At 65.4% G+C, this 19,186-nt stretch carries 14 protein-coding genes; 7 read left to right on the forward strand and 7 right to left on the reverse strand.

Annotation, left to right across the window (positions count from 1 at the left end):
- Window positions 1–231: 231 nt before the first annotated feature.
- From ACQ4MJ_RS14930 to ACQ4MJ_RS14950, 5 genes are all read left to right on the forward strand, one after another.
- Window positions 232–495, forward strand: coding sequence for a hypothetical protein (locus ACQ4MJ_RS14930; protein WP_055393485.1), 264 nt, complete (start codon window positions 232–234; stop codon window positions 493–495).
- Between the two features lie 8 nt (window positions 496–503).
- Entirely contained in the window at window positions 504–1,568 is a 1,065-nt protein-coding gene (locus ACQ4MJ_RS14935) for a formylglycine-generating enzyme family protein (RefSeq protein WP_431152137.1), read from the forward strand.
- A gap of 97 nt (window positions 1,569–1,665) precedes the next feature.
- A complete protein-coding gene (locus ACQ4MJ_RS14940; RefSeq protein ID WP_121507291.1) occupies window positions 1,666–2,364 on the forward strand; it encodes a response regulator transcription factor in 699 nt (232 codons plus the stop codon).
- 80 nt (window positions 2,365–2,444) lie between these two features.
- Window positions 2,445–4,208 (forward strand): FecR family protein, encoded by a 1,764-nt coding sequence (locus ACQ4MJ_RS14945; RefSeq protein ID WP_431152135.1) that lies wholly within the window; start codon window positions 2,445–2,447, stop codon window positions 4,206–4,208.
- A gap of 42 nt (window positions 4,209–4,250) precedes the next feature.
- Complete coding sequence (locus tag ACQ4MJ_RS14950; RefSeq protein ID WP_431152133.1) at window positions 4,251–6,602, forward strand: CHASE2 domain-containing protein; 2,352 nt, start codon at window positions 4,251–4,253, stop codon at window positions 6,600–6,602.
- Window positions 6,603–6,618: 16 nt separating this feature from the next.
- Here ACQ4MJ_RS14950 and ACQ4MJ_RS14955 read toward each other — a convergent pair whose 3' ends face one another.
- Complete coding sequence (locus tag ACQ4MJ_RS14955; RefSeq protein ID WP_431152131.1) at window positions 6,619–7,257, reverse strand: glycoside hydrolase family 25 protein; 639 nt, start codon at window positions 7,255–7,257, stop codon at window positions 6,619–6,621.
- A gap of 4 nt (window positions 7,258–7,261) precedes the next feature.
- The gene (locus ACQ4MJ_RS14960; RefSeq protein ID WP_431152129.1) at window positions 7,262–7,930 is read right to left on the reverse strand and encodes a hypothetical protein; all 669 of its coding nucleotides are present in this window, start codon (window positions 7,928–7,930) and stop codon (window positions 7,262–7,264) included.
- A gap of 512 nt (window positions 7,931–8,442) precedes the next feature.
- Between ACQ4MJ_RS14960 and ACQ4MJ_RS14965 the strand changes: the two genes are divergently transcribed.
- Both ACQ4MJ_RS14965 and ACQ4MJ_RS14970 read left to right on the forward strand, forming a co-directional pair.
- On the forward strand, window positions 8,443–9,438 hold the full coding sequence (locus ACQ4MJ_RS14965; protein WP_431152127.1) for an FHA domain-containing protein: 996 nt from the start codon (window positions 8,443–8,445) through the stop codon (window positions 9,436–9,438).
- Window positions 9,439–9,455: 17 nt separating this feature from the next.
- Window positions 9,456–10,967: a protein kinase domain-containing protein gene (locus ACQ4MJ_RS14970; protein WP_431152125.1), complete on the forward strand. Its 1,512-nt coding sequence runs from the start codon at window positions 9,456–9,458 to the stop codon at window positions 10,965–10,967.
- Between the two features lie 12 nt (window positions 10,968–10,979).
- On the opposite strand, the gene ACQ4MJ_RS14975 is transcribed toward ACQ4MJ_RS14970, so the two are convergent.
- From ACQ4MJ_RS14975 to ACQ4MJ_RS14995, 5 genes are read right to left on the reverse strand one after another with little or no spacing between them, the layout of a single operon-like run.
- Window positions 10,980–13,295, reverse strand: a complete 2,316-nt coding sequence (locus ACQ4MJ_RS14975; RefSeq protein WP_431152123.1) for a glycosyltransferase family 2 protein — start codon at window positions 13,293–13,295, stop codon at window positions 10,980–10,982.
- Window positions 13,296–14,153 carry an FkbM family methyltransferase gene (locus tag ACQ4MJ_RS14980; protein ID WP_228898525.1) on the reverse strand — a complete coding sequence of 286 codons (858 nt, stop codon included), beginning with the start codon at window positions 14,151–14,153 and terminating at the stop codon, window positions 13,296–13,298.
- The gene (locus ACQ4MJ_RS14985; RefSeq protein WP_431152121.1) at window positions 14,140–15,555 is read right to left on the reverse strand and encodes a hypothetical protein; all 1,416 of its coding nucleotides are present in this window, start codon (window positions 15,553–15,555) and stop codon (window positions 14,140–14,142) included. Before ACQ4MJ_RS14985 ends, ACQ4MJ_RS14980 begins: the two co-directional genes overlap by 14 nt.
- Window positions 15,556–15,597: 42 nt before the next feature.
- On the reverse strand, window positions 15,598–16,239 hold the full coding sequence (locus ACQ4MJ_RS14990) for a tail fiber protein (protein ID WP_228898534.1): 642 nt from the start codon (window positions 16,237–16,239) through the stop codon (window positions 15,598–15,600).
- Window positions 16,236–19,178 (reverse strand): hypothetical protein, encoded by a 2,943-nt coding sequence (locus ACQ4MJ_RS14995; protein ID WP_431153064.1) that lies wholly within the window; start codon window positions 19,176–19,178, stop codon window positions 16,236–16,238. Before ACQ4MJ_RS14995 ends, ACQ4MJ_RS14990 begins: the two co-directional genes overlap by 4 nt.
- Window positions 19,179–19,186: the final 8 nt, after the last annotated feature.

Below are 19,186 nucleotides of genomic sequence, written 5' to 3' on the forward strand. Positions count from 1 at the left end.
ACGCGGGATCCGAAGTCGGAATGCGTTGGGGGAAGCGGTCACTTTTTGATAGCTGCTTGCGCTTTACCAATAAGCGCTAGCGGCCAAAATCATTCAAATATTCACCTCCAGGGTGAATCCGCAGAATACCCGCCTGGGCCGCGACGGAAGATTGTGGTGTGTGCGCAATGCGCCTACGCTGTCGGCGTGGGCCTTGTGCGTAAACTGTCCGTTCTGTTCTTGGAGACTCCCATGAAACTGCCAGTTGCCACCCTCTCCGTGCTCGCCGTGCTGGCGGGCTGCAACGCTACCAGCCCCCACCACCCCTCGGGGCCCATGGCATCGGGCCGTGACCGCACCTTCAGCGTGCCCGTGTACGGCACCGACACGTCGCCCGCCTATGCAGCGGCCACGCGCGAATGCCAGCGGCTGGCGCTGTTCCCCAAGCTGCTGCGCAACGATGGCTCGCGCCTGATTTTTGAATGCGTGAGCGAAGCCCCCGACCGCCAACCCTGATCCCCGACATGGCCTGGTTTCTGCGGCGCCCCCTCAGGGCGCATGGCGTGGGCCTGACAGCCGCGCTGGTCTGCGCCTGCGCCCATGCGGGGCCTGCGCAAAACACCGCCCCCGCCACCTGGACCAACAGCCTGGGCATGGTCTTCCAGCAGGTCCCGGCAGGCCGCTTCACGATGGGAGGCGTGGAGCCGCCCGATACCCTGGCACGCGCGTACCCGTCGCTGGAGGCCAGGCGCTTTACCGAGTTGACCGATGAAGGCCCCGCGCACACGGTGCACATCCGGCGGGCGTTCTACCTGGGTCGGCACGAGGTCACCGTGGGGCAGTTCCAGCGCTTTCTGGAGGCCTCGGGCTACCAGCCCGAATCGGAAGCCGATGGCACGGGCGGCTACGGCTACAACGCGCAGTACGACCCCGCCACCACCCAGCGCGGCGATGCCTTTGAGGGCCGCGACCCTCGCTATTCGTGGCGCAACCCGGGTTTTGCGCAGGGGCAAGACCATCCCGTCGTGAACGTCACCTGGAACGACGCCCAGGCCTTGGCCCAATGGCTGAGCCGCACCGAAGGCCACCACTACCGCCTGCCCACCGAGGCCGAATGGGAATACGCCTGCCGCGCTGGCACCCGCACCCGCTATCCGCATGGCGACGACCCGCAGGGCCTGCTGCACACAGCCAACACCTTTGACCAGGAGGTCGCCCCGCTGTGGCCCCGCTGGCAGCAGCACGCCTTGGCGGGCAGCGACGGCCATGTTTTCACCGCCCCGGTGGGCAGCTATGCGCCCAATGCCTTTGGCCTGCACGACATGCTGGGCAATGCCTGGGAGTGGGTGTCGGACTGGCACGGGGACACCTACTATGCGCACTCCCCGCGCAATGATCCACAAGGCCCCGCAGACGGCACCGTGCGGGTGCGCCGTGGGGGCTCGTGGCACACTTGGTCGTTTTATGCCCGCTGCGGCTACCGCAACTGGAACAGCCCGCAAACCCGGTACACCCTGGTCGGCATGCGGCTGGTGCGCGAAATCTCTCCCCAGCCCCTTCCCCGGTCGCGGCGAACGAGAGAGCGTTAACAAATGTCAACTGCCGGGCGGTAGGCCGGTGCGCAGCAGCGCAGACAGCGGTTATCGCGAATAATCCGCAATTGCATTTTCGACAGGGGAGAAAACCATGCGCATAGCCGCGTTGGACGACGATGCGCTCCAGCTGGATCTGATCAAACAGGCCACGGAGGCAATGGGCCATGTCTGCCACACCCACCTCAACGGTGCCGACTTCCTGCGCGAGATGCGCCGCGAGACCTTTGACCTGTTGATCGTGGACTGGCACCTGCCAGACACGACGGGGCCTGAAGTGGTGCGCTGGGTGCGCAAAAATGTGGGCACCCAGTTGCCCATCCTGTTCGTCACGCACCGCCAGGAAGAGCGCGACATCGTCGAAGGCCTGGGTAGTGGCGCCGACGACTTCATGGTCAAGCCGGTGCGCATTGGCGAGCTCAATGCCCGCGTGTCGGCCCTGCTGCGGCGGGCCTACCCAGCCAATGTGGGGGGCGTGGTGGAGTTCGGGCGCTACCGCTTCCTGTCCGAAACCCGGTCCATCGAAATTGACGGCGTGCCCGTGGAGCTCAAGAACCGCGAGTACGATCTCGCCCTGTTTCTGTTTCAGAACATGGGCCGACTGTTGTCGCGTGACCACCTCAAGGACATCGTCTGGGGCCAGGTGGCGGATGTCATGTCGCGCTCGCTGGACACCCACATCTCGCGCCTGCGCACCCTGCTGGACCTGCGGCCCGCCAACGGCTTCATCGTCTCGGCGGTCTACGGTGTGGGTTACCGTTTTGAAGCTGTTGAGGCCCAGCGAAGGGCCTGACCCCCAACTATCAACGGCGGCATCCTCACAGGATGCCATCGCCAGCCCGCCTGCACCGAGCGGCACGAAGGAGATTTCACGTGGCAACGAACACCGGCCGCCCCCGCTGGGCCCTGCGCGCCAGCGCGGCATTGACCCTGGGTTTCCTCGGTAGCGTGGCGGGCACCAGTGCCCAGGCGGCTCCCCCTGCCGCCACCACGCCGCAGGGCGATGAAATTGCCCACACCGTGCAGGAGGGTGACACGCTCGAAGGCCTGGCCAAGGCCTATCTGGCCGCGCCCCGGCAGTGGCCGCTGCTGCAGGCCCGCAACAAGGTGGCCAACCCCCGGCGCCTGGTGCCGGGTTCGGTTGTGTGGATTCCGGTGCGCCTGCAACCCGCCGAGTCGGCCACGGTGGAGTTCGTGCACGGCACGGTCACCGCCCAAGCCCGCGCGGGCGACGCCCCGGCGCCCGTCACCCAGGGCGGCAAGCTTGAAGAGGGCACCGCGCTGCAGGTGGGGCCGGATGCTTTTGTCTCCGTCAAGCTGGCCGACGGCACCGTTGTGCGGGTCCAGGCGCAGTCCGAGCTGTTGCTGCGGCAGCTGCGCCGCCGGGGGCGTGCGGGCAGCCTGCAGTCGGTGCTGGAGATGCGCAGCGGTGCGGTGGAATCCAGCGTGCCACCCAATGCCGAGGCTTTTCGCCGCTTTGAGCTGCGCACGCCCCTGGCCGTGACCAGTGTGCGCGGCACCCACTTTGGCGTTGCGATGGGCGAATCGGGCCAGACCACCGCATCGGTGCTTAGCGGCTCGGTGGCCGTACAGTCCCGCCAACAAGAAACCACTGGCCCATCCAATTCGTCTGCGGCAGCGGCCTCGATGCTGGCTCCGGGGCAAGGGCTGGCAGTGGCGGCCGATGGCAGCGTGGGCGCACCCCGCCCGCTGCTGGTGGCGCCCGACACATCGGGCGTCCCTGCCATGCTCAGCGATGCGAGCATTCTGGCCATCAACGTGCCACCACTGCCGGGCGCCGCGCGCTACCAGGCCCAGGTGGCGCAGGACGCCGACTTCACCCAGGTGCTGCGCCACGGCAGTTTTGCCGACGGCCAGCTGCGCTGGAAAGCCGTGGAAGACGGGCGGTACTACCTGTCGGTGCGCGCCCTGGACGACGCGGGCATCCCCGGTGTGCCTGCCGTGCAGCCTTTTGTAGTCAAGACGCGCCCCGTGGCCCCGCTGTACCAGCAACCTGCGCCCGGCGCGGTGCTGGCCAGCGGCACGGGCGAGCTGCGGTGCACGCAGGTGCCCGGTGTGGCCTGGTACCGCCTGCAGGTGGCCCGCGATGCGCAGTTCACCCAGCCCGTGCTGGACGAGCAACGCCTCACCGAATGCCGCCTGCCGCTGAACACGCTGCCGGTAGGCAACTATTTCTGGCGTGCGGCCAGCCTGCTGCAGCTGCCAAACAGTCCGAGCAGTCAGGCCGACCAAGGTCCGTTTGCCCCACCCCAGCCCTTCTCGGTGACAGACCGCCCCGCCACGCTGTCGCCCCAGTCATTGCAAGCGCAGGATGGCGACACCACGGTGCGGGTGCACTGGCCCGCGCAGCCTGGCCAGCGGTTCCGCCTGCAACTGGCCCCAGCCAACGACCTGGCGTTTGACAAGGTCGTGCTCGACACCCAGCTCGACACCCCTGCATGGACCGCCAGCAACCTGCCTGCAGGCGACTACCTCGTGCGCATCCAGGTGCTGGATCCTACGGGGCTGCAGAGCGACTTTTCGCCGCCGCGCCAGATCCGGGTCGGCTCGGGCATCAGCACGGGTTCGGGTCTGCCGGTCTCCACCTCGAACGGCCAGCCCGTGGCACGCCCTTGAGCCGCGCACGCCGTTTGCCCCGAGCCCGAGGGTTCTGAGCCCATGATGACCGCCGGACGCACCCGGGGCCAGCAGCGGCGCCTGGAATGGAGCCTTCTGGCCGCCGCCTTGCTAGGGCTGGTGGCCTGGCTCAGCACCGCCGACAGCCTGAGCCGGATGAACCACCTGGTGCAGGACGCTGGCCTGCGCCTGCTCTCGCGCCCCGCGCACCCCGACATCGTCATCGTTGCCATCGACGACCCTAGCATCGCGGCCATTGGCCGCTGGCCCTGGCGCCGGGCGCTACACGCAGAGTTGATCGCGCGCGTATCGGCACAGCAGCCCCGCGCCATCGGCATGGACGTGCTGTTCAACGAAGAAGACTTGGACTACCCCGAGGACGATGTGCTGCTGGCCGACGCCATGCGGCGCAGTGGGCGGGTGGTGCTTCCGGTGCTGCGGCGCGGTCATGGCCCGGCAGCCAACATAGCCGACCTGCCCTGGCCCGCACTTGCAGACGCCGCAGCCGGCCTGGGCCATGTGCATGTGGCCCCCGACAACGACGGCGTGGTGCGCAGCCTCTACCTGCAGGAAGGACCCGCAGCCGCGTCCTGGCAGCACTTCAGCATGGCGCTGCAATGCGTGGCCGCTTCCACATCCGCATCACACAAATCGCCCCAGTGCAATGCAGCGCGCGCCGCACCGGTGGCCGGCGGCGCTGCAGCCACAGAGCCTCCAGGCAGTGGCCCCTGGCAACGCGCTGACCGCACGCTGATTGCCTATGCCGGCGGCCCCGGCCACTTCACCACGTACTCCTACATCGACGTGCTGCGCGGCCAGGTGCCGGCAGATGCGTTTCGCGGCAAGTACGTGATCGTGGGCGCTGCGGCCTCGGGCCTGGGCGACATGTTTGCCACACCCGTGAGCGAGCAATCGCGGCTGATGCCCGGCGTGGAGGTGGTGGCCCAGGTGCTGGACGGCCGCCTGTCGGGCGTGCGGATCGAGCCTGCCGCCACCGCCCTCAACACCCTGTTCAACCTGGCGCCCGTGGTGTGCGCGCTGCTGGCTCTGCTGTTGCTGGGCCCCTTCGTGGCCTTGCTCACCAGCGCAGCGCTGGGCGTGGTCACCCTGCTGCTCAGCGTGGCCCTGCCTTCGTGGATAGGCCTGCAGTTCGCACCCGCTGCGGCTCTGACCGGGCTGGTGCTGGCCTATCCGCTGTGGAGCTGGCGGCGCCTGAGCGCAGCCGCACACTTCCTGCGACTGGAGATGGAGCGCCTGCAACGCGACGGCCTGTCGATGCGACTGCTGCACCGCCCCGGGGATTCCGGTGACTTTCTGGAAAAACGCATCAATGCTGTGGAACGCGCATCGCGCCAGTTGCGCGACCTGCACCACTTCGTAAGCGAAAGCCTGCAGCAGCTGCCCTCCCCCACCATCGTCTGCGACCCGCAGGGGCGCATCCTGCTCACCAACATGGCGGCACGCCGGCACGTGGGCGGAGACCCCCAGGTGCCGCTGCAGGGCCAGTCCGTGGTCGAACTGCTGCACGACCTGGTGCACACCGGCACCGGCCAGCCCCTGGTCACGCAGGACAAACTGCACAACCACCACATGCCCGAACAGAGCGAAGGCCGCGATGCCCAAGGCCGCAACCTGCTGGTGCTGTGCAAGCCCTTCACCGACTTGGCCAAGGCCGGCTGGCTGCTGACCCTGGTGGACCTGACAGACATGCGCCGCGCCCAGCTGCAGCGCGACCAGGCAATGAACTTCATCTCGCACGACATCCGTGCACCCAATGCATCCATCCTCACGCTGCTGGAGATGCAGCGAGCCTACCCTGGCCGCATGCCGGATGACGAGCTGATGCTGCGCATCGAGCGCTATGCACGCGCGTCGCTGGGCATGGCCGAAAACTTCGTCAAGCTCGCCAGCGCCGAGTCGCAGGAATACCGCATGGCGCCCCTGGACCTGGTGGCCGTGCTGGCCGAAACCGTGGACGACATCTGGGCCTTGGCCCGCGACCGGGGCGTGGAGGTAACCATCGCCACCGCGCCGGAAACCGCCCCCACCGTGGGCGACCGCGCCCTGCTGTCCCGCGCGCTGGCCAACGTGCTGAACAACGCCGTCAAGTTCAGCCCCGAAGAAGGCACGGTGCAGTGCTCCATCGTGCAACGGGGGGCACACTGGATCGTGTCAGTACGCGACGAAGGCCCCGGCATCGCCCCGGAACTGCAGGGCCAGCTGTTCGCACCGTTCCAGCGACTGCACGACCGCAGCCACCCCGCCATCGGCGGTGTCGGCCTGGGGCTGGCCCTGGTGCACACCGTGATCCACCGGCACGGCGGAACGCTGGAAGTGGACAGCGATGTGGGACGGGGGGCGGAGTTCAGGCTGGTATTGCCTCTGGGCAGTTGACCCAGAAAAGAACTTGCTAGCCCAGCTGGCCAAGCTGCGCCACTGAGCCTGCAAACCAGTTCTGGTCCACGGCACCCACCACACCGGCCACCGGGCTGCCGCCATTGGAGGAGCCATCGCTGTACTGCCAGAACGTCCAGGACGACCAAGGCGGCGGCACGTGCGGGTAGGCCGAGTACGCAGCCAGCCACAGCGGGCGAGAGGCCAGCACCTGGCAACCAGGAAGCGTCTGAAGCGCCTGCCAGAAGCCCGTGTCGGTGTAGACCATGGTCTGGCGCCCGAACAGCGCATCGGCCTCAGACAGGAATGCCAGGGCCCACTGCAGGACTTCGGCGGGGCTTTGCCCATCCAGGGTTTCCAGATCCAGCACCGGCGGCAAGTCCCCGGGCCCGAGCGTTCCATCGGCGCTGACCGTGTTGTAGAAAAACTGTGCCTGGGCGACGGCATCGCTGCCAGCATGGCCGAAGTGGTAGGCGCCTCTGCGCAATCCTGCGGCGGCGCTGCCGGACCAATTGGCACGGAAAAGCGGGTCCACATAGGCGATGCCTTCGGTGGCCTTGATGAAGGAAAAGGCCACGTTGCTGCCAGCCACGCTGGGCCAGTTGACGTTGCCTTGGTAGTGACTGACGTCGATGCCACGGGTTTGGACTGTCATGGCGTCACACCACGCGGTTGAGCATGTCGACCTGGGTCTGCAACAGACCATCAATGCGGATCGTCGTGGTCAGCGGCTGGCCTTCATCCCACATAACGCCGCAGTTGTATTGCAGGGTGTTGGGGTTCAGGACGCTGCCGTTGACCTTTTGCTGGTAGGTAGTGTCCCCACCGCCTGCCCCCTGAATGCCAATTCCCCAATGGCACCAGCCGTACCAGCTCGGCGACTTCATGACCATGGTGTAGACCGCTGAGCCGTTGTCGGGCAACACCGTATGCCCATTGAGTTCTGCCGTGAGCTTCATCAGGGCAAAACGGCAGGCGTCCTGCGCTGCCACATTGCCACCCAGTGCGTTGGCGAAATTGGCGGCCAGTGTGGTGTGGTAAGGCACCGTCTGCGGAAAGATCACATCGGTGACCGCAAAAAACGCCGCATTCAGACCGGTGGGAACACGCTCGGCATTGAACACGAAGGCGCCGTTGTCCGAGGTATAGATGGTGGTGGCTGCGTAGGGGTCATCAGCATTCACGTATTCGCCATTCAACGCCCAACCCCAGCAGGCGGCGTTCACAAAGGGCGCCTGCTGCGAGGTTGGCACCGTGGCACCGTTGCGAGGATGTGGCTGGCCCGCAGGAGCCAGCAAATTGCGTTGAGTGTCAGACAGGTAAGGCATGGTTTTCTCCGTCAATGGATCGGTGCGGATGGCAAGCGCATCTCGCTCGATACATTGTGGAGACCCTTTTCTCGCTTGGCGATTACAGCCCATTACACGCCATCACAGGTACTGACCCACCGCTCTGCACACCAGTCCGCAGCCGGCCTGGGAGCAGATTCTTTGCACCGTCGTGCCGCTGCAGTCAAACCCCAAACTGCCCGGCCCTGCAAACAGCGGGGTCAAAAATCTGGCTGGGCTGCGCGATGCCTTGCAACGGGGCGTCACGCCGTTGATATCTCGCGCAATTGCAAGCAGAACGTTAACTACCAGATTTGGTAGTTGCGTGGGGAGGACAGCGCCAACACACTCATTGGGCTGCATCGGGAATTCTTGGCGAACGCCCGGACAGGAAACCCGCGTCCGCTGCACAGCGGCATGCCACGGGCTGCGAGGCATCACATTCAGCCATGCGCGGGGCCAAAGGAAACCGCGCCGCAAGGTGTGACGAAGAAAAAATGAGGGACTGACTGATGGCAATCCTGAAAAACCGCGCAACACAGCGCAAGATCCATTTGCGAACACTTCACGTGTTTGGGCGAGGCCGTTCCTCGGACACCTTGCTGGAAAACCCGGATGCTTCGCAACTGCATGCATCGATCCGCTGGACAGGCAGCACCTGGGAACTGCACGACCACAGCCGCAACGGAACCCTGCTCGATGGCGAGCTGCTGTCCCATAGCGGAGCCTTTGCACTCCGCGTGGGAAGCACCATCGGCTTCGGGCGTGACGACGGCTCTGGCTGGGTTGTGGAAGACCTTGCAGCCCCCGCCAATCTGCTCTGGCCGCTGGGACACGACAGCGCTCCCGTGCCGCTGGAGCGGTCCAACCTGCTGCCCCAGGGCCAGCATGCCGAAGTGTCCATTCACTGCGCCGAGCAAGGCCGGTGGATATGTACCACGCCCCAGGGCAGCTGGGTGCTGGAAGACGGCGACGAGGTCCGATTTTCCAACCAGGCGTGGTGCTTCCTTGCGGCGCAGGAGGTCACATCGACCATGGAGGCCATGGTTGGCGCAGCGCCGTGTATTCGTCCACGCACGAGCCTGCATTTCAACGTCAGCCTGGATGAGGAACATGTGCGCCTGCAAGTGCAGGAGGGAGACCGGCAGTTCGACCTGGGCGAGCGCACCCACCACTACGCACTGCTGACGCTGGCACGTTTGCGATGGGCCGATGCGCAGCGCCACCGGGACAGCCAGGCCCATGGCTGGGTCGAGTTGGAGTGCTTGGCGAAGATGCTGGGTGTGGAGCCCGGGCACCTCAACATCCAGATCTTCCGCATGCGCAAGCAACTTGCACTGGCCATGCCCGGCGACTCCCATGTCCCCGAGCTGATCGAAAGGCGCCGTGGCTCCTTGCGCTTTGGTTGCCTGCGTTTCAGCATCACACGGGGTACCCAGCGGGAAGCCGATTTCGACCCCTTGGCCCTGATCAGCCCCATCCACGCTGAAGAGTCGCTTGCGGCCTGAGCCTGCCCCCCATCGCAATGACACGAGTGCCCACGCACGGTTTTCCCGTGGGTGTGCCGGGCTATCAATCGTTGGGTTTGCTGGGCCAGGGCGCATCGGGCCAGGTTTTCAAGGCCCGGCAGCGCAGCACCGGCCAGTTCGTGGCCATCAAGATTCCAAGCACCCCAGCCGCGCGCGATCCCGCCAACCGGCGGCGTGTGCAGCAGCGGCTGCACCAGGAAACCCGGGTGCTGTCTTTGTTGCACCACATCCATGTGGTCCGGCTCATCGATAAAGGCCTGGCCCAGAAGGGCGTGCCGTTTGCCGTGCTGGAGTACGTGACTGGCGAAACGCTGCGCGAATTCCTGCAGCGCCAGGGCCGGCTCTCATTGCCGGACACGGTGGGGCTGATGGCGCAGCTGCTCGATGCCCTGGCTTTCCTGCATGCCCACCATATCGTGCACCGCGACCTGAAGCCAGAGAACGTGATGGTGATCTCCAGCGGCACCACCTTGCACGCCAAGGTGCTGGACTTTGGGCTTGCCAGCCACCACGGAGAACCCCAGTTCACCGCGGGAGCCGAGGGCACGCCCGCCTACTGCGCACCCGAACAGCTGCGCGGCGAGGTGTGCGGGCCCGCCACCGACATCTATGCCTGGGCCTTGATGTTCGTGGAGTGCCTGAGCGCACGACCAAGCATCCAGGGCTCCAGCCTGACCGAGGTGCTGCAGCGCCAGCTGAGCACAGATATCGTCGCCTTGCCAGAGGAACTAGAGGGCAGTCCGCTGGCCGCGCTGCTCCAGCGGGCCTTGCAAAAAGACGTGCGCCGGCGTACCGCCGATGCCGCGCAACTGTACGGTGACCTTGCCCAGTGCGCAGCGCAGGTGCGCCAACTTCGCCCACCCAGCCACGCGGCAGGGCCGAGCCCTGCAGGTCCGTCCACATCCGGCCAGGCGCAGCACGCCACCATGGATTCGCTGGAACGTGCCAGGTCGCAGAACCTCGGGGCTGCTTCGCGCGCCATCCTGTGCCTGACCCTGCGCCTGTACCCCGCCCGCGATGCGTCACTTGCCCTGTCCGACCTGCAGGAGATTCGCGAACAGCAGTTGCGCTGGTGCGCCAACGCCGTGCAGTCGGGCCAGGGCCATGGCGCGGGGACGCTGGGAGACTGCATGCTGTTCCACTTCGAGCAGGGCCCCAGCAGCGCACAGAACCTGCAGCAGGCAGCAGCCTTGGCACAGGACCTGTGCATCCGGGTGCAACGAAGAAGCCGCATGCTGGAGGTGCAGCATGGCGTGCGCCTGGAAATATCAGGGAGCATGCACACGGCCACCCTGCAAGCCCACGGTGAGCCGTTGGACAGCCACCACGCGGCCAACGTGACGCTGCACCTGAACAGCCTAGCAGGCCCCGGAACCGTTCTGCTGAGCCACCGCGCGCACCATGAGCTGGCTGGCAGCGTGAAAATGGAGGCCTACGCCAGCACCAGCAAGACCCACCCGCCGGAACCCGAGCCGTTGTACCGGCTGGCACCCGTCACCCTCCAGTAGGCCTGAACAGAGTCAGCGAATGAGCCTCTCGACATGCTCCACCGGGTAACTGTGCCAGCGCCGGTTCCATGTGTCTTTGGGGCTGGTGTTGCGGTCGTGGACGCGGGCCACATACAGGTGCTGGTCCGGGTTGGTGGCAATGCGCTTGTCCCGCACCGACCAGACAAAAGCGTTGTCCTCCCCCACATCGATATCGGCGAACGGCGCACTGCGCCAGAACTCGCGCAGGTAACACAGCGTGCCCCCACACACCCAGGGTGTGCGCCCGTCATACACATACTGCCAGGCCCGGCGCGCGTCTGGCGCATAGAAGAACACCTTGTCCAGGCCGCAGATGTCGGCCCCCTGGCCGCGCAAGGCCTTGACCTGCGAACTGAGCCAGGTGGGCGCCATCCAGTCGTCGTCGTCCCAGTGTGCAATCACCTCGCCGCGCGCCAACTCGCAGGCCATGTTGCGCTTGGCACCAACGGTGGATTTGCGGTCCAGGCGCAGGTATCGGATGCTGCCGTGCGATGGGATCAGATCGGCGACGCTGTCGCGCCCGTCGTCCAGCACGATCAGTTCGCGGGGCTCATAGTCCTGCGCCAGAAAGTTCCGAATGGCCTGGGGCACAAACTCACGCCGGTCTGCGGTGGGCATGATGCACGACACCAGCGGCATCGCGGGCGTCGGCGAGCCCTCTGTGCCAACAGCGCCAACAGCGCCAACAGTGTCGCCTGTGCCACCGGGGGCGGCAGGAAAGTAGAAATCGCGATCATCGTCCGACAGGCATTCCGGTGCAGGCACCAGGGTCCAGGCGGCCTGCTGCAGGTAATGGCCTTCCTTGAACTTCCAGGTGTTCCCATCGTGGCGCACATAGATGCACAGCGAACGCCCCGAGATGCGGCACAGCCGCGCACCGCCCCGCAGGGTCTTCAGCAGGAAATCCGCATCCTCCCGCAGCGAGGTATCGGGATACCGCCCATGATGCTCCCACAGGCTGCGCCGGAAAACCAAAGTGCCGCCGCTCACGTTTTCTACAAACAACCGGCGAAACAGTGCCCGGCTGCTGGCCCAGAACTCGGCCAGCGGCCGGGCCATAAACAGCATGTCGTTGAGCCCGGTGACATCCGCCAGGTTGTGCAAAATGGGCGCGGCCTGGCGGCTCAGGCGCTGCGCGCCATACCAGTCGTCATCGTCCCAATGCGCGATCAGTTCGCCCCACGCCACGCGGACCGCTTCATTGCGCTTGGCGCCGATGCTGGTGCGGGCCGGCATTCGGATGCAGCGGATGCGCGGGTCATCAATGCCAGCAGGGAGGTCGGACTCATCCTCGTAGACGATGATGAGTTCCAGCGCGGGATAGTCTTGCCGCTGGAAGTAGAGGATCGACTGCGCAACAAAGGCCGCCCGCCCTCGCGTGGGCATGACACAGCTCAGCAAAGGTAATGCGGTGGCCGCAGGCACCAGTGGTGCGGGTTCCACATTGCCAGGCAGTGGCACGAAGATACGCATCTGCTCGGGCACGGCAAAGTAGCGGCATTCGTCTCCCACGCAGTGGCCGTGGTAGGGCGGCGCCTGCGGGTGGCTCTCGCGGCGCCAGGCACAGAACCGGTCCTGGTACAGCCGTTTGTTCGCCTCCAGCAGTCCATCGTGGACAGGCGCCAGCACCGCGCAGCGGGGCGCACGGTGCACAAAGGCGCCCTGCACCCAAACACCCAGGAAGCCGGCGCGGGCAGCGCGCACGTTGTAGTCCATCTCCCAGCAGGGGCCTTGGGTGTATGCCGTGTCCGCCGCGCCAATGGCAGCCACCACCTCGTTCTTCACCACGTAGCAGAAGTCCGCCAGGCTGTGCAGGGGCGCCAAGGGTACACAGGCATTGCCATAGCGGGCCAGCAAGGTGTCCGCTTGGTCCCACAGGGCTTCCTGGGTGCTGCCACAGTTTGGTGCCACGGCCTGTTCGTTCCACCCCCGGTTGGTGGAGGGGCCCGCCAAGCCATGGCTGACGTCGCTGTCCAGCGCCGCCAATATCAGCTCCAGCCAGCCAGGGCAGACCCGGACGCCATTTTCCAGAAACACATAGATGTCGGCAGGCTCGCTCACCAGCTGGTTGAAGCAGGCAGCAGCCCCCGGCTGCGCCGGGCTGGGCCGCTGCACCAGAGACCCAGGGACAAGCCGCAACTGCAGCAAACCCGGGTCCTGGGATGCGGCGGCACTGTCCGGCAATATCCGCAGCCCGAAGGTCAGCGGCGTGTTCTCGAAAACACTGGACAGCGTGGCGGCCAGGCCTTCGCCCGCCCCTGTCACATGCACCCCAATCAGGATCTGGCGATCTGGTGCAGCAGTCATTCACCACTCCTCACTGGTCGCCACCAGACCCGCTCCCAGCAGCGCTTCCAGCTTGCGCCAGGGGCTGCCAGGGGCTTCGTCGCCCCAGTCATGCACCGCGTCCGCCAGTTCTTCGAGCGCAACGGCCTTGGTGTCGGCAGCCGCATAAAAGCGCGGGTAACACAGCAGCAGCTCTTCAATGCAGGCCCGCACCAAGGACTCGCGCCGGGCGATTTCCGGAGCATGAAAGGACACACAAAGGGTGGGTGGCCCCCACCGCCACAAACGGCGCCAGAGGCCGGGAATCACAGCGTATTCGCCACCCTCTATGTCCATCTTGATGAAGTTGCAGTCCTTCCCGGCATACATGTCCAGAAAGCGTTCCATGTCCACACCCCGCGCCTCGTGGCAAGGCTGGCCAGGCACATCCGGCGCGGCCAACATGCCCGACATACTGTCCCCGAACTCGCTGCGCCCTGCGTAGTAAAGGCCACCGGCATAGAGTTGCAGCGGACCAGACTCGGGGCCAATGCCGAAGGAGTACAGATGGATTTTTTTGCACAGCCCAGGGTTGGCTCGCACGTTGCGGTCCAGCTCTGCAAAGGCGACCGGGTCAGGCTCCAGGGCATGCACGCTGCGCGACAGCGTCGCGCCATAGAGCACCGTAGGGCCGATCCAGGCACCCAGGTCAATGTAGGAGCGGTCTGGTTGCAGAAAACGCCGGAAGACCTCGAAGGTTTGCGGCTCCCACGCGCCAGCCTGCACCCGGTGCCAGAACGCGCACCGGGCCGTATTGGCACGCACCAGGAAGGCCTGCGGGCCCACCGACACGCTCAGTGCTTGCAGTGCGCTCTCGGCGCCAGGGTCACAGGTTGTCATTGGCCAGGCCACCCGTGTCCGTGGACTGCCAGATGGTGAACGGCGTGGGGCCGTCATACGTGGCACTGAACTCAAAGGCATTGCCTTCAAAGATGAATCCGGGCACGTTGATCTTGCACCACACGGCGCCAGCATAAGGGCTGCTGCCCGCCGCCAAGGTCATCTGGATGCGCACATCCTGTTTCCAGGAGTCCTGCGTCTGCAGCGAAAGCGGCAGGAAATAGTTGTTCCCGTAGAAGTTGGCCTTCTTGCTGCGTATCTCGCACACCAGCGTCACGAAGCTGCCACTGCTGTTGTAGACCAGCTGGAAGATGAAACGGTAGTCCGGGCTGGCGGGCCAGTCGAGGCATACGGTGTTGCCGACCACCACCTGCTGTGCAGGCAAGGCCAGTGCCGGATAGATATTGACCACGCCCGGCCCCCTGGCGTAGAGGGCACTGAGAGCAACATCCTCCAGCGGCGAGGTGCTTTGCAGCGCGACATCGACATCGCTGACCGGCGCACTGCAAAGCATGGGCACATTGGCCAACGGTGGCACCTGCTGCACCAGGGTGGAGTGGCTTGCCGCGCCCGAGCCATCGCAATTGAAGACATAGCCGCCCGCCTGCGTGATCACGCTCGGCGCCTGGATGCCCATGCCACACGATGGCACCACCTGCAGCTGAATCAGCTTCTGGCCCGGCAATTGCGGCGACCTCTGTAGTCGGCGCACCGTGTCGCTGTGGTCCAGGCAGACCTCCAGCCCCCAGGTGATGCCTGCCAACTCGAACACGCCGGCACCGTCATAGTTGACCTCTTGCTGCTCACGTCCCAGCCCACCGCCGGTCGATGCAGGCCAGTATTCCACGTCGCCCAACAACAGGCCGCCCGGATTCACGGCAGTGGCGATGAAATCAACCCCCGACATCAACTCCTTCATCACCATCCGCGCCCCCGCATCGCCCTGCGCCGCCACGCCCCCTTGCTGCACCAGCGCAAAATTGTAGATCTCGGTGCTCGCGAGTGGGTCGATGTCGTACGGCGGCGTCTGCTGGGTGGCCGACGACGCGCCCAAAATGGTGCCGAACACAAACACCCAGTCCACCCACTGGTCATCGGCCGCCATGCGCTGCAAGGAGGTAATGGCGCGTTGGACATCGTCCATCTGGTAAGCCCCCGAGGCACCTCGAAAAAAGAACTCGGGGGCCATGAAGACCTTCAGGGTTTCCGCCTCGGGTGTCGGTGGAGACGCCTGCGGCAGCGCATCCCGGGCCGTCTGCATGGCGCGCAACATCACATCGCAGCGCGCCTCAATGTCGAGCTTTGGATCGTTCAACCCCAGATAGGTCTTGGATCCATCGGGGTTCACCTGGGGCGCCGTGTCGAGCACGTAGCCGATGAATTGGACGTTGGTGTATGCCATGCAATTTTCTCCTTGGAAAGGGTTCTGGGGACACGTGCGCGGTCATCTCAAAAGCGGGAGCAGTCCGTAGGTGAACTTGATGAGGTAGTTGACGTACACATTGAGGGGGCGCGTCTCGTTCGGGCTCACCTGCACCGCCTGCGCCTGGCCCGCGCCCGCAACCGGACCACCCGTGGTCAGCGTGCTGGCGACGCTGGGCGCGCCTGCTGCTGTTCCACTGGGGGAGGTGGCCGAAGGGGCTGGTGCGCTGCTGTAGGTGTGCTCATGCGTCTGTACGGCAAACGGCTGGATGGAACCCACACCATCGCTCGCACCCTGGCCGCCAGGCGGCTGGCTGCGTTGGTCGATGTCCGGATCGTTGCGGGTGCCCGTGCCAATACCGCGAAGAAAGTAACCACGGTAGTCGGGGATGTTGAAGTTGTCGTCAGCACCGCCATACACGTAGCCCAGCACGGCAAACAGTTCGGGGTAGTCCACACAAGGCAACGTTCGGCCATCGCAAACCATCCATCCCCACGCCTCCAGGGGGTTGGTGGTGTAAGCGGCTGGGCTCACCGCAGCAGCAGGGCTCGCGCTGTCGGGCGGCCCCAACGTGCCAGCAAACGCCGTCACCGAACCCACGGGGAGGTCGCCAAAAGCTGGCCGACAGAAGAAGGGGCTGGCTGCCCCCGGTACCACGATCATGGTGCAGCCCCCCCAAGGGCGGGCAGGTCCGCACCCCCTTCGTCGCCCGGCGCATCCAGCACCTGCATGGAGGTAGGCACCACCACCTGCCAGCACGGCCCCAGGCGGTGCGCAGGACTCTGTTGCCGGGGCCCTGCATGCTTGAGGTCGTTGACCAGTGCGATGTCGTCCGCATTGACGGGGGCAAGCCGATCCGGGGCGCTCCAGAGCATGCCCGCCGAATAAAAATACAGAAAGGCTAGGACATGCGCTGGCTGCACGGGCAGCAGCACGCGCGCCTGACCAGCCTGCAAGAAACTGGCGAACAAGGCATCGTCGTCGGCCGCAAGGCTCCCCAGCTCCGGCACCCCGCCCGCAGCGCCCAGGCCAGGGCTGGCATAGAAGCTGTAGGCCATTTCATTCCACTCCAGCACTTCGTCGAAGAACTGCAGATAGCGGGGCTCATTGACCATGAATTGCGATGGCGGAGACCCCCACGCGGCACCTGCGAACATGCCAGTCAGGGTCAGCAGGCGTTCCAGCAACAGGCGCAGACAGGCATTCTTCAGCTCGCGCTGCTCGATCTGCCGACGGGCCAGCGGCGAACAGGCCGGTGCGGGAGACGACGGCACGCCGCCTTGGGCGCGGCCCTGGTATGCCGCCAACCGCTCCTGATAGCCACGCACGATGCTGGCGTAGGTACGGATGCGCCACTGGTCCATGCATCGACTGGAAGGCGCGCAGCCGATCTCCACATTGACCTGCACCGGTTGGTCGCCGGGTGGCGAGAAGCCGGGTGGATAGTCCATCACGGACACCGGTACGGTATCGTCCTCTCCGTGAAGCGCCACGGGACTGGCCGCAGCGCCAGGGGTCACGGTTTGCCGCCCCACCAGCACGACAGGCGCCTGTTGGCCAGGGGACGCTCCTACCCAGCTGACAAAGGCCTGGGTAGCGCCGTACCCTGCGGGAACGGCGATCTGCTTTTCTTCACCGTTGCGCAGTGTGGCCGAGGCAAAGCGCTCTGCCAGCGGGGGCGGATCCAGATCCAGCACACCATAGTAGGCCCCGAGCTGTGCGTAGTTGCGCGGGCCGTCCACCTTGATGTCCTCAAAGGTGGCAACCCCCAGTTGCAGCGGTGGCACTGGCTTGGCGAAGTCCTGCCCCGCCAGCGCCTGCTCCTGTGCGATGAAGCCCGCTGCGGGCTGGCACACCATGAACTCCATCATCAACCGCTGGCCGTAATTCACAACGCACGCCTCGTACACCTTGTTCACCCAGCGGAACACGGCGCGCATGTTCCGGGTGCCCGCGGTGTTGTCGATCAGGCTGACCACCGCGTCCTCGGTCTGGCTCATCGTGCTGCTGGAGCGCGTGTGGCTGACACTGCGGCTGATGCGGTTGACCGTCTTGTTCAGAATGTCGCGTGCAAAGCGGGTGGTGTCGTCCAGCCCCGGGTTGGCGCCTTGCTGCACGGCCTTGGTCCAGGAACCATCCAGGGTGGCCTGCGTGGGAGGGCCGTAGCTGCTGGTGAACTTGTTGTACTGGTGGGTCTCGGTCGCCTCAGCCACGGTCTTGCGAGACTCTTCCTGCAGATTGCTGCGTTCGTCCGCCGCATCGTTCTGCAGGACCTGCATCTCGGCCAGCGTCTGCTTTTGCTCATCCTTTTGCCGGTGGGTGCGTTTATGCGTGACCTCCCGGCGCTCACCGCGCATCACGTTTTCTATGCGTGCGATCTCTCCGCTTTGGTAACGCAGAAGGCGCTGGCGCACCATCTGCAAGTCGCCAATTGCATAGGGCTCGATCCAACCGTCGGGGGCCACGGGCGGAGATCTGTCTGCCGAGCGGGCCGGTGGCAAAGGAAAAACCTGGGCCGGCAGCACCACAGTGGCCTCGCGCAGCAATGCAATTTGGGCGGCACTGATGGGGGCCGGCTGCAAGGGCGCTGGCGTCTCTGATGCGGCGCCGACTGCAGCTATGTCCTTGGCTTTGGGCTGCAATGCCACCGCGATCAGATGGGCCATCTGCAAGGTGCGGGTCAACCCATCCAGCAAGGCAGCGTCATACCCCAGGGTGATGACCAGGGCGAAGTAACTCTGCCAGACCCTGTCCATGGTCTGCAGGTAGTTTCCAGACTCCAAACAGCTCCAGGTCAGGGCGTACCGCTGCAGCAACTGCACGACTTCTGCACGGGCGGTCGCCAGCCACTCAAGCGGCTTGTCATGGGGCGAGGGCAGTTGCTCCAGCAAGGACGCAAACTGGCCCATGGGCCCGGGAAGGCTGTCCAGGTCTCCGATGAAGAGCCCCTGGTAAGGGGCATCTCCGTCAATGAACCGCAGCGCCAGTGACTGCACGGCTTCACGGCCTTGGGCGCGTGCCGCTACCAGGTCCTCAAAGAAACTGCAGCAAGGAGGGCTGGCACTGGCGTACTGGACAAAGCCATGCAAAAGATCCGAGGCTGAGATCTTGGGCCAGCGGCGCACGTACACGTAAGGAAACAGCTCCTCCGGATGGCTATTGATGACAGGCAGAGGCTCGACGGGATCGACCGGCGGGGCTGGCGGCACCGGCGTGGGAACAGGCGGCAATGGACTGGGAGGCTGAGGGGGCGGAAGGGGCCCACGCATGGGGCACGCTGCCATGAGGCCTTCAAAGTGGTGGTCATCCGCCTGCCCTCGCATTCCATAGTGGATGTCGGCAAAGATGGCCGTATTGGGGACGCCGTCGATGTGCACCGGCGTTTTTTGCTGCAGGTAGCCCGACACATAGCAGCCCGAGGAGAATCTGAACTCAAACGGCTGTGCGGGCCAGTGTCTGGTGACGGTGACCCGTTGGCGCTCCGACTCCCCCGAACTGCAGGACACGCTGACACAGGAAGGGACATCGTCGTGGGGTGCACGGTTGATGGTGATGTCGAAGATCAGGCAGCCATCCATGGCGCTCCATCTTCTTTGGACCATTTCGTTCA

The organism is Acidovorax facilis (assembly GCF_050626955.1).
Taxonomy (GTDB): Bacteria; Pseudomonadota; Gammaproteobacteria; order Burkholderiales; family Burkholderiaceae_C; genus Acidovorax; species Acidovorax facilis.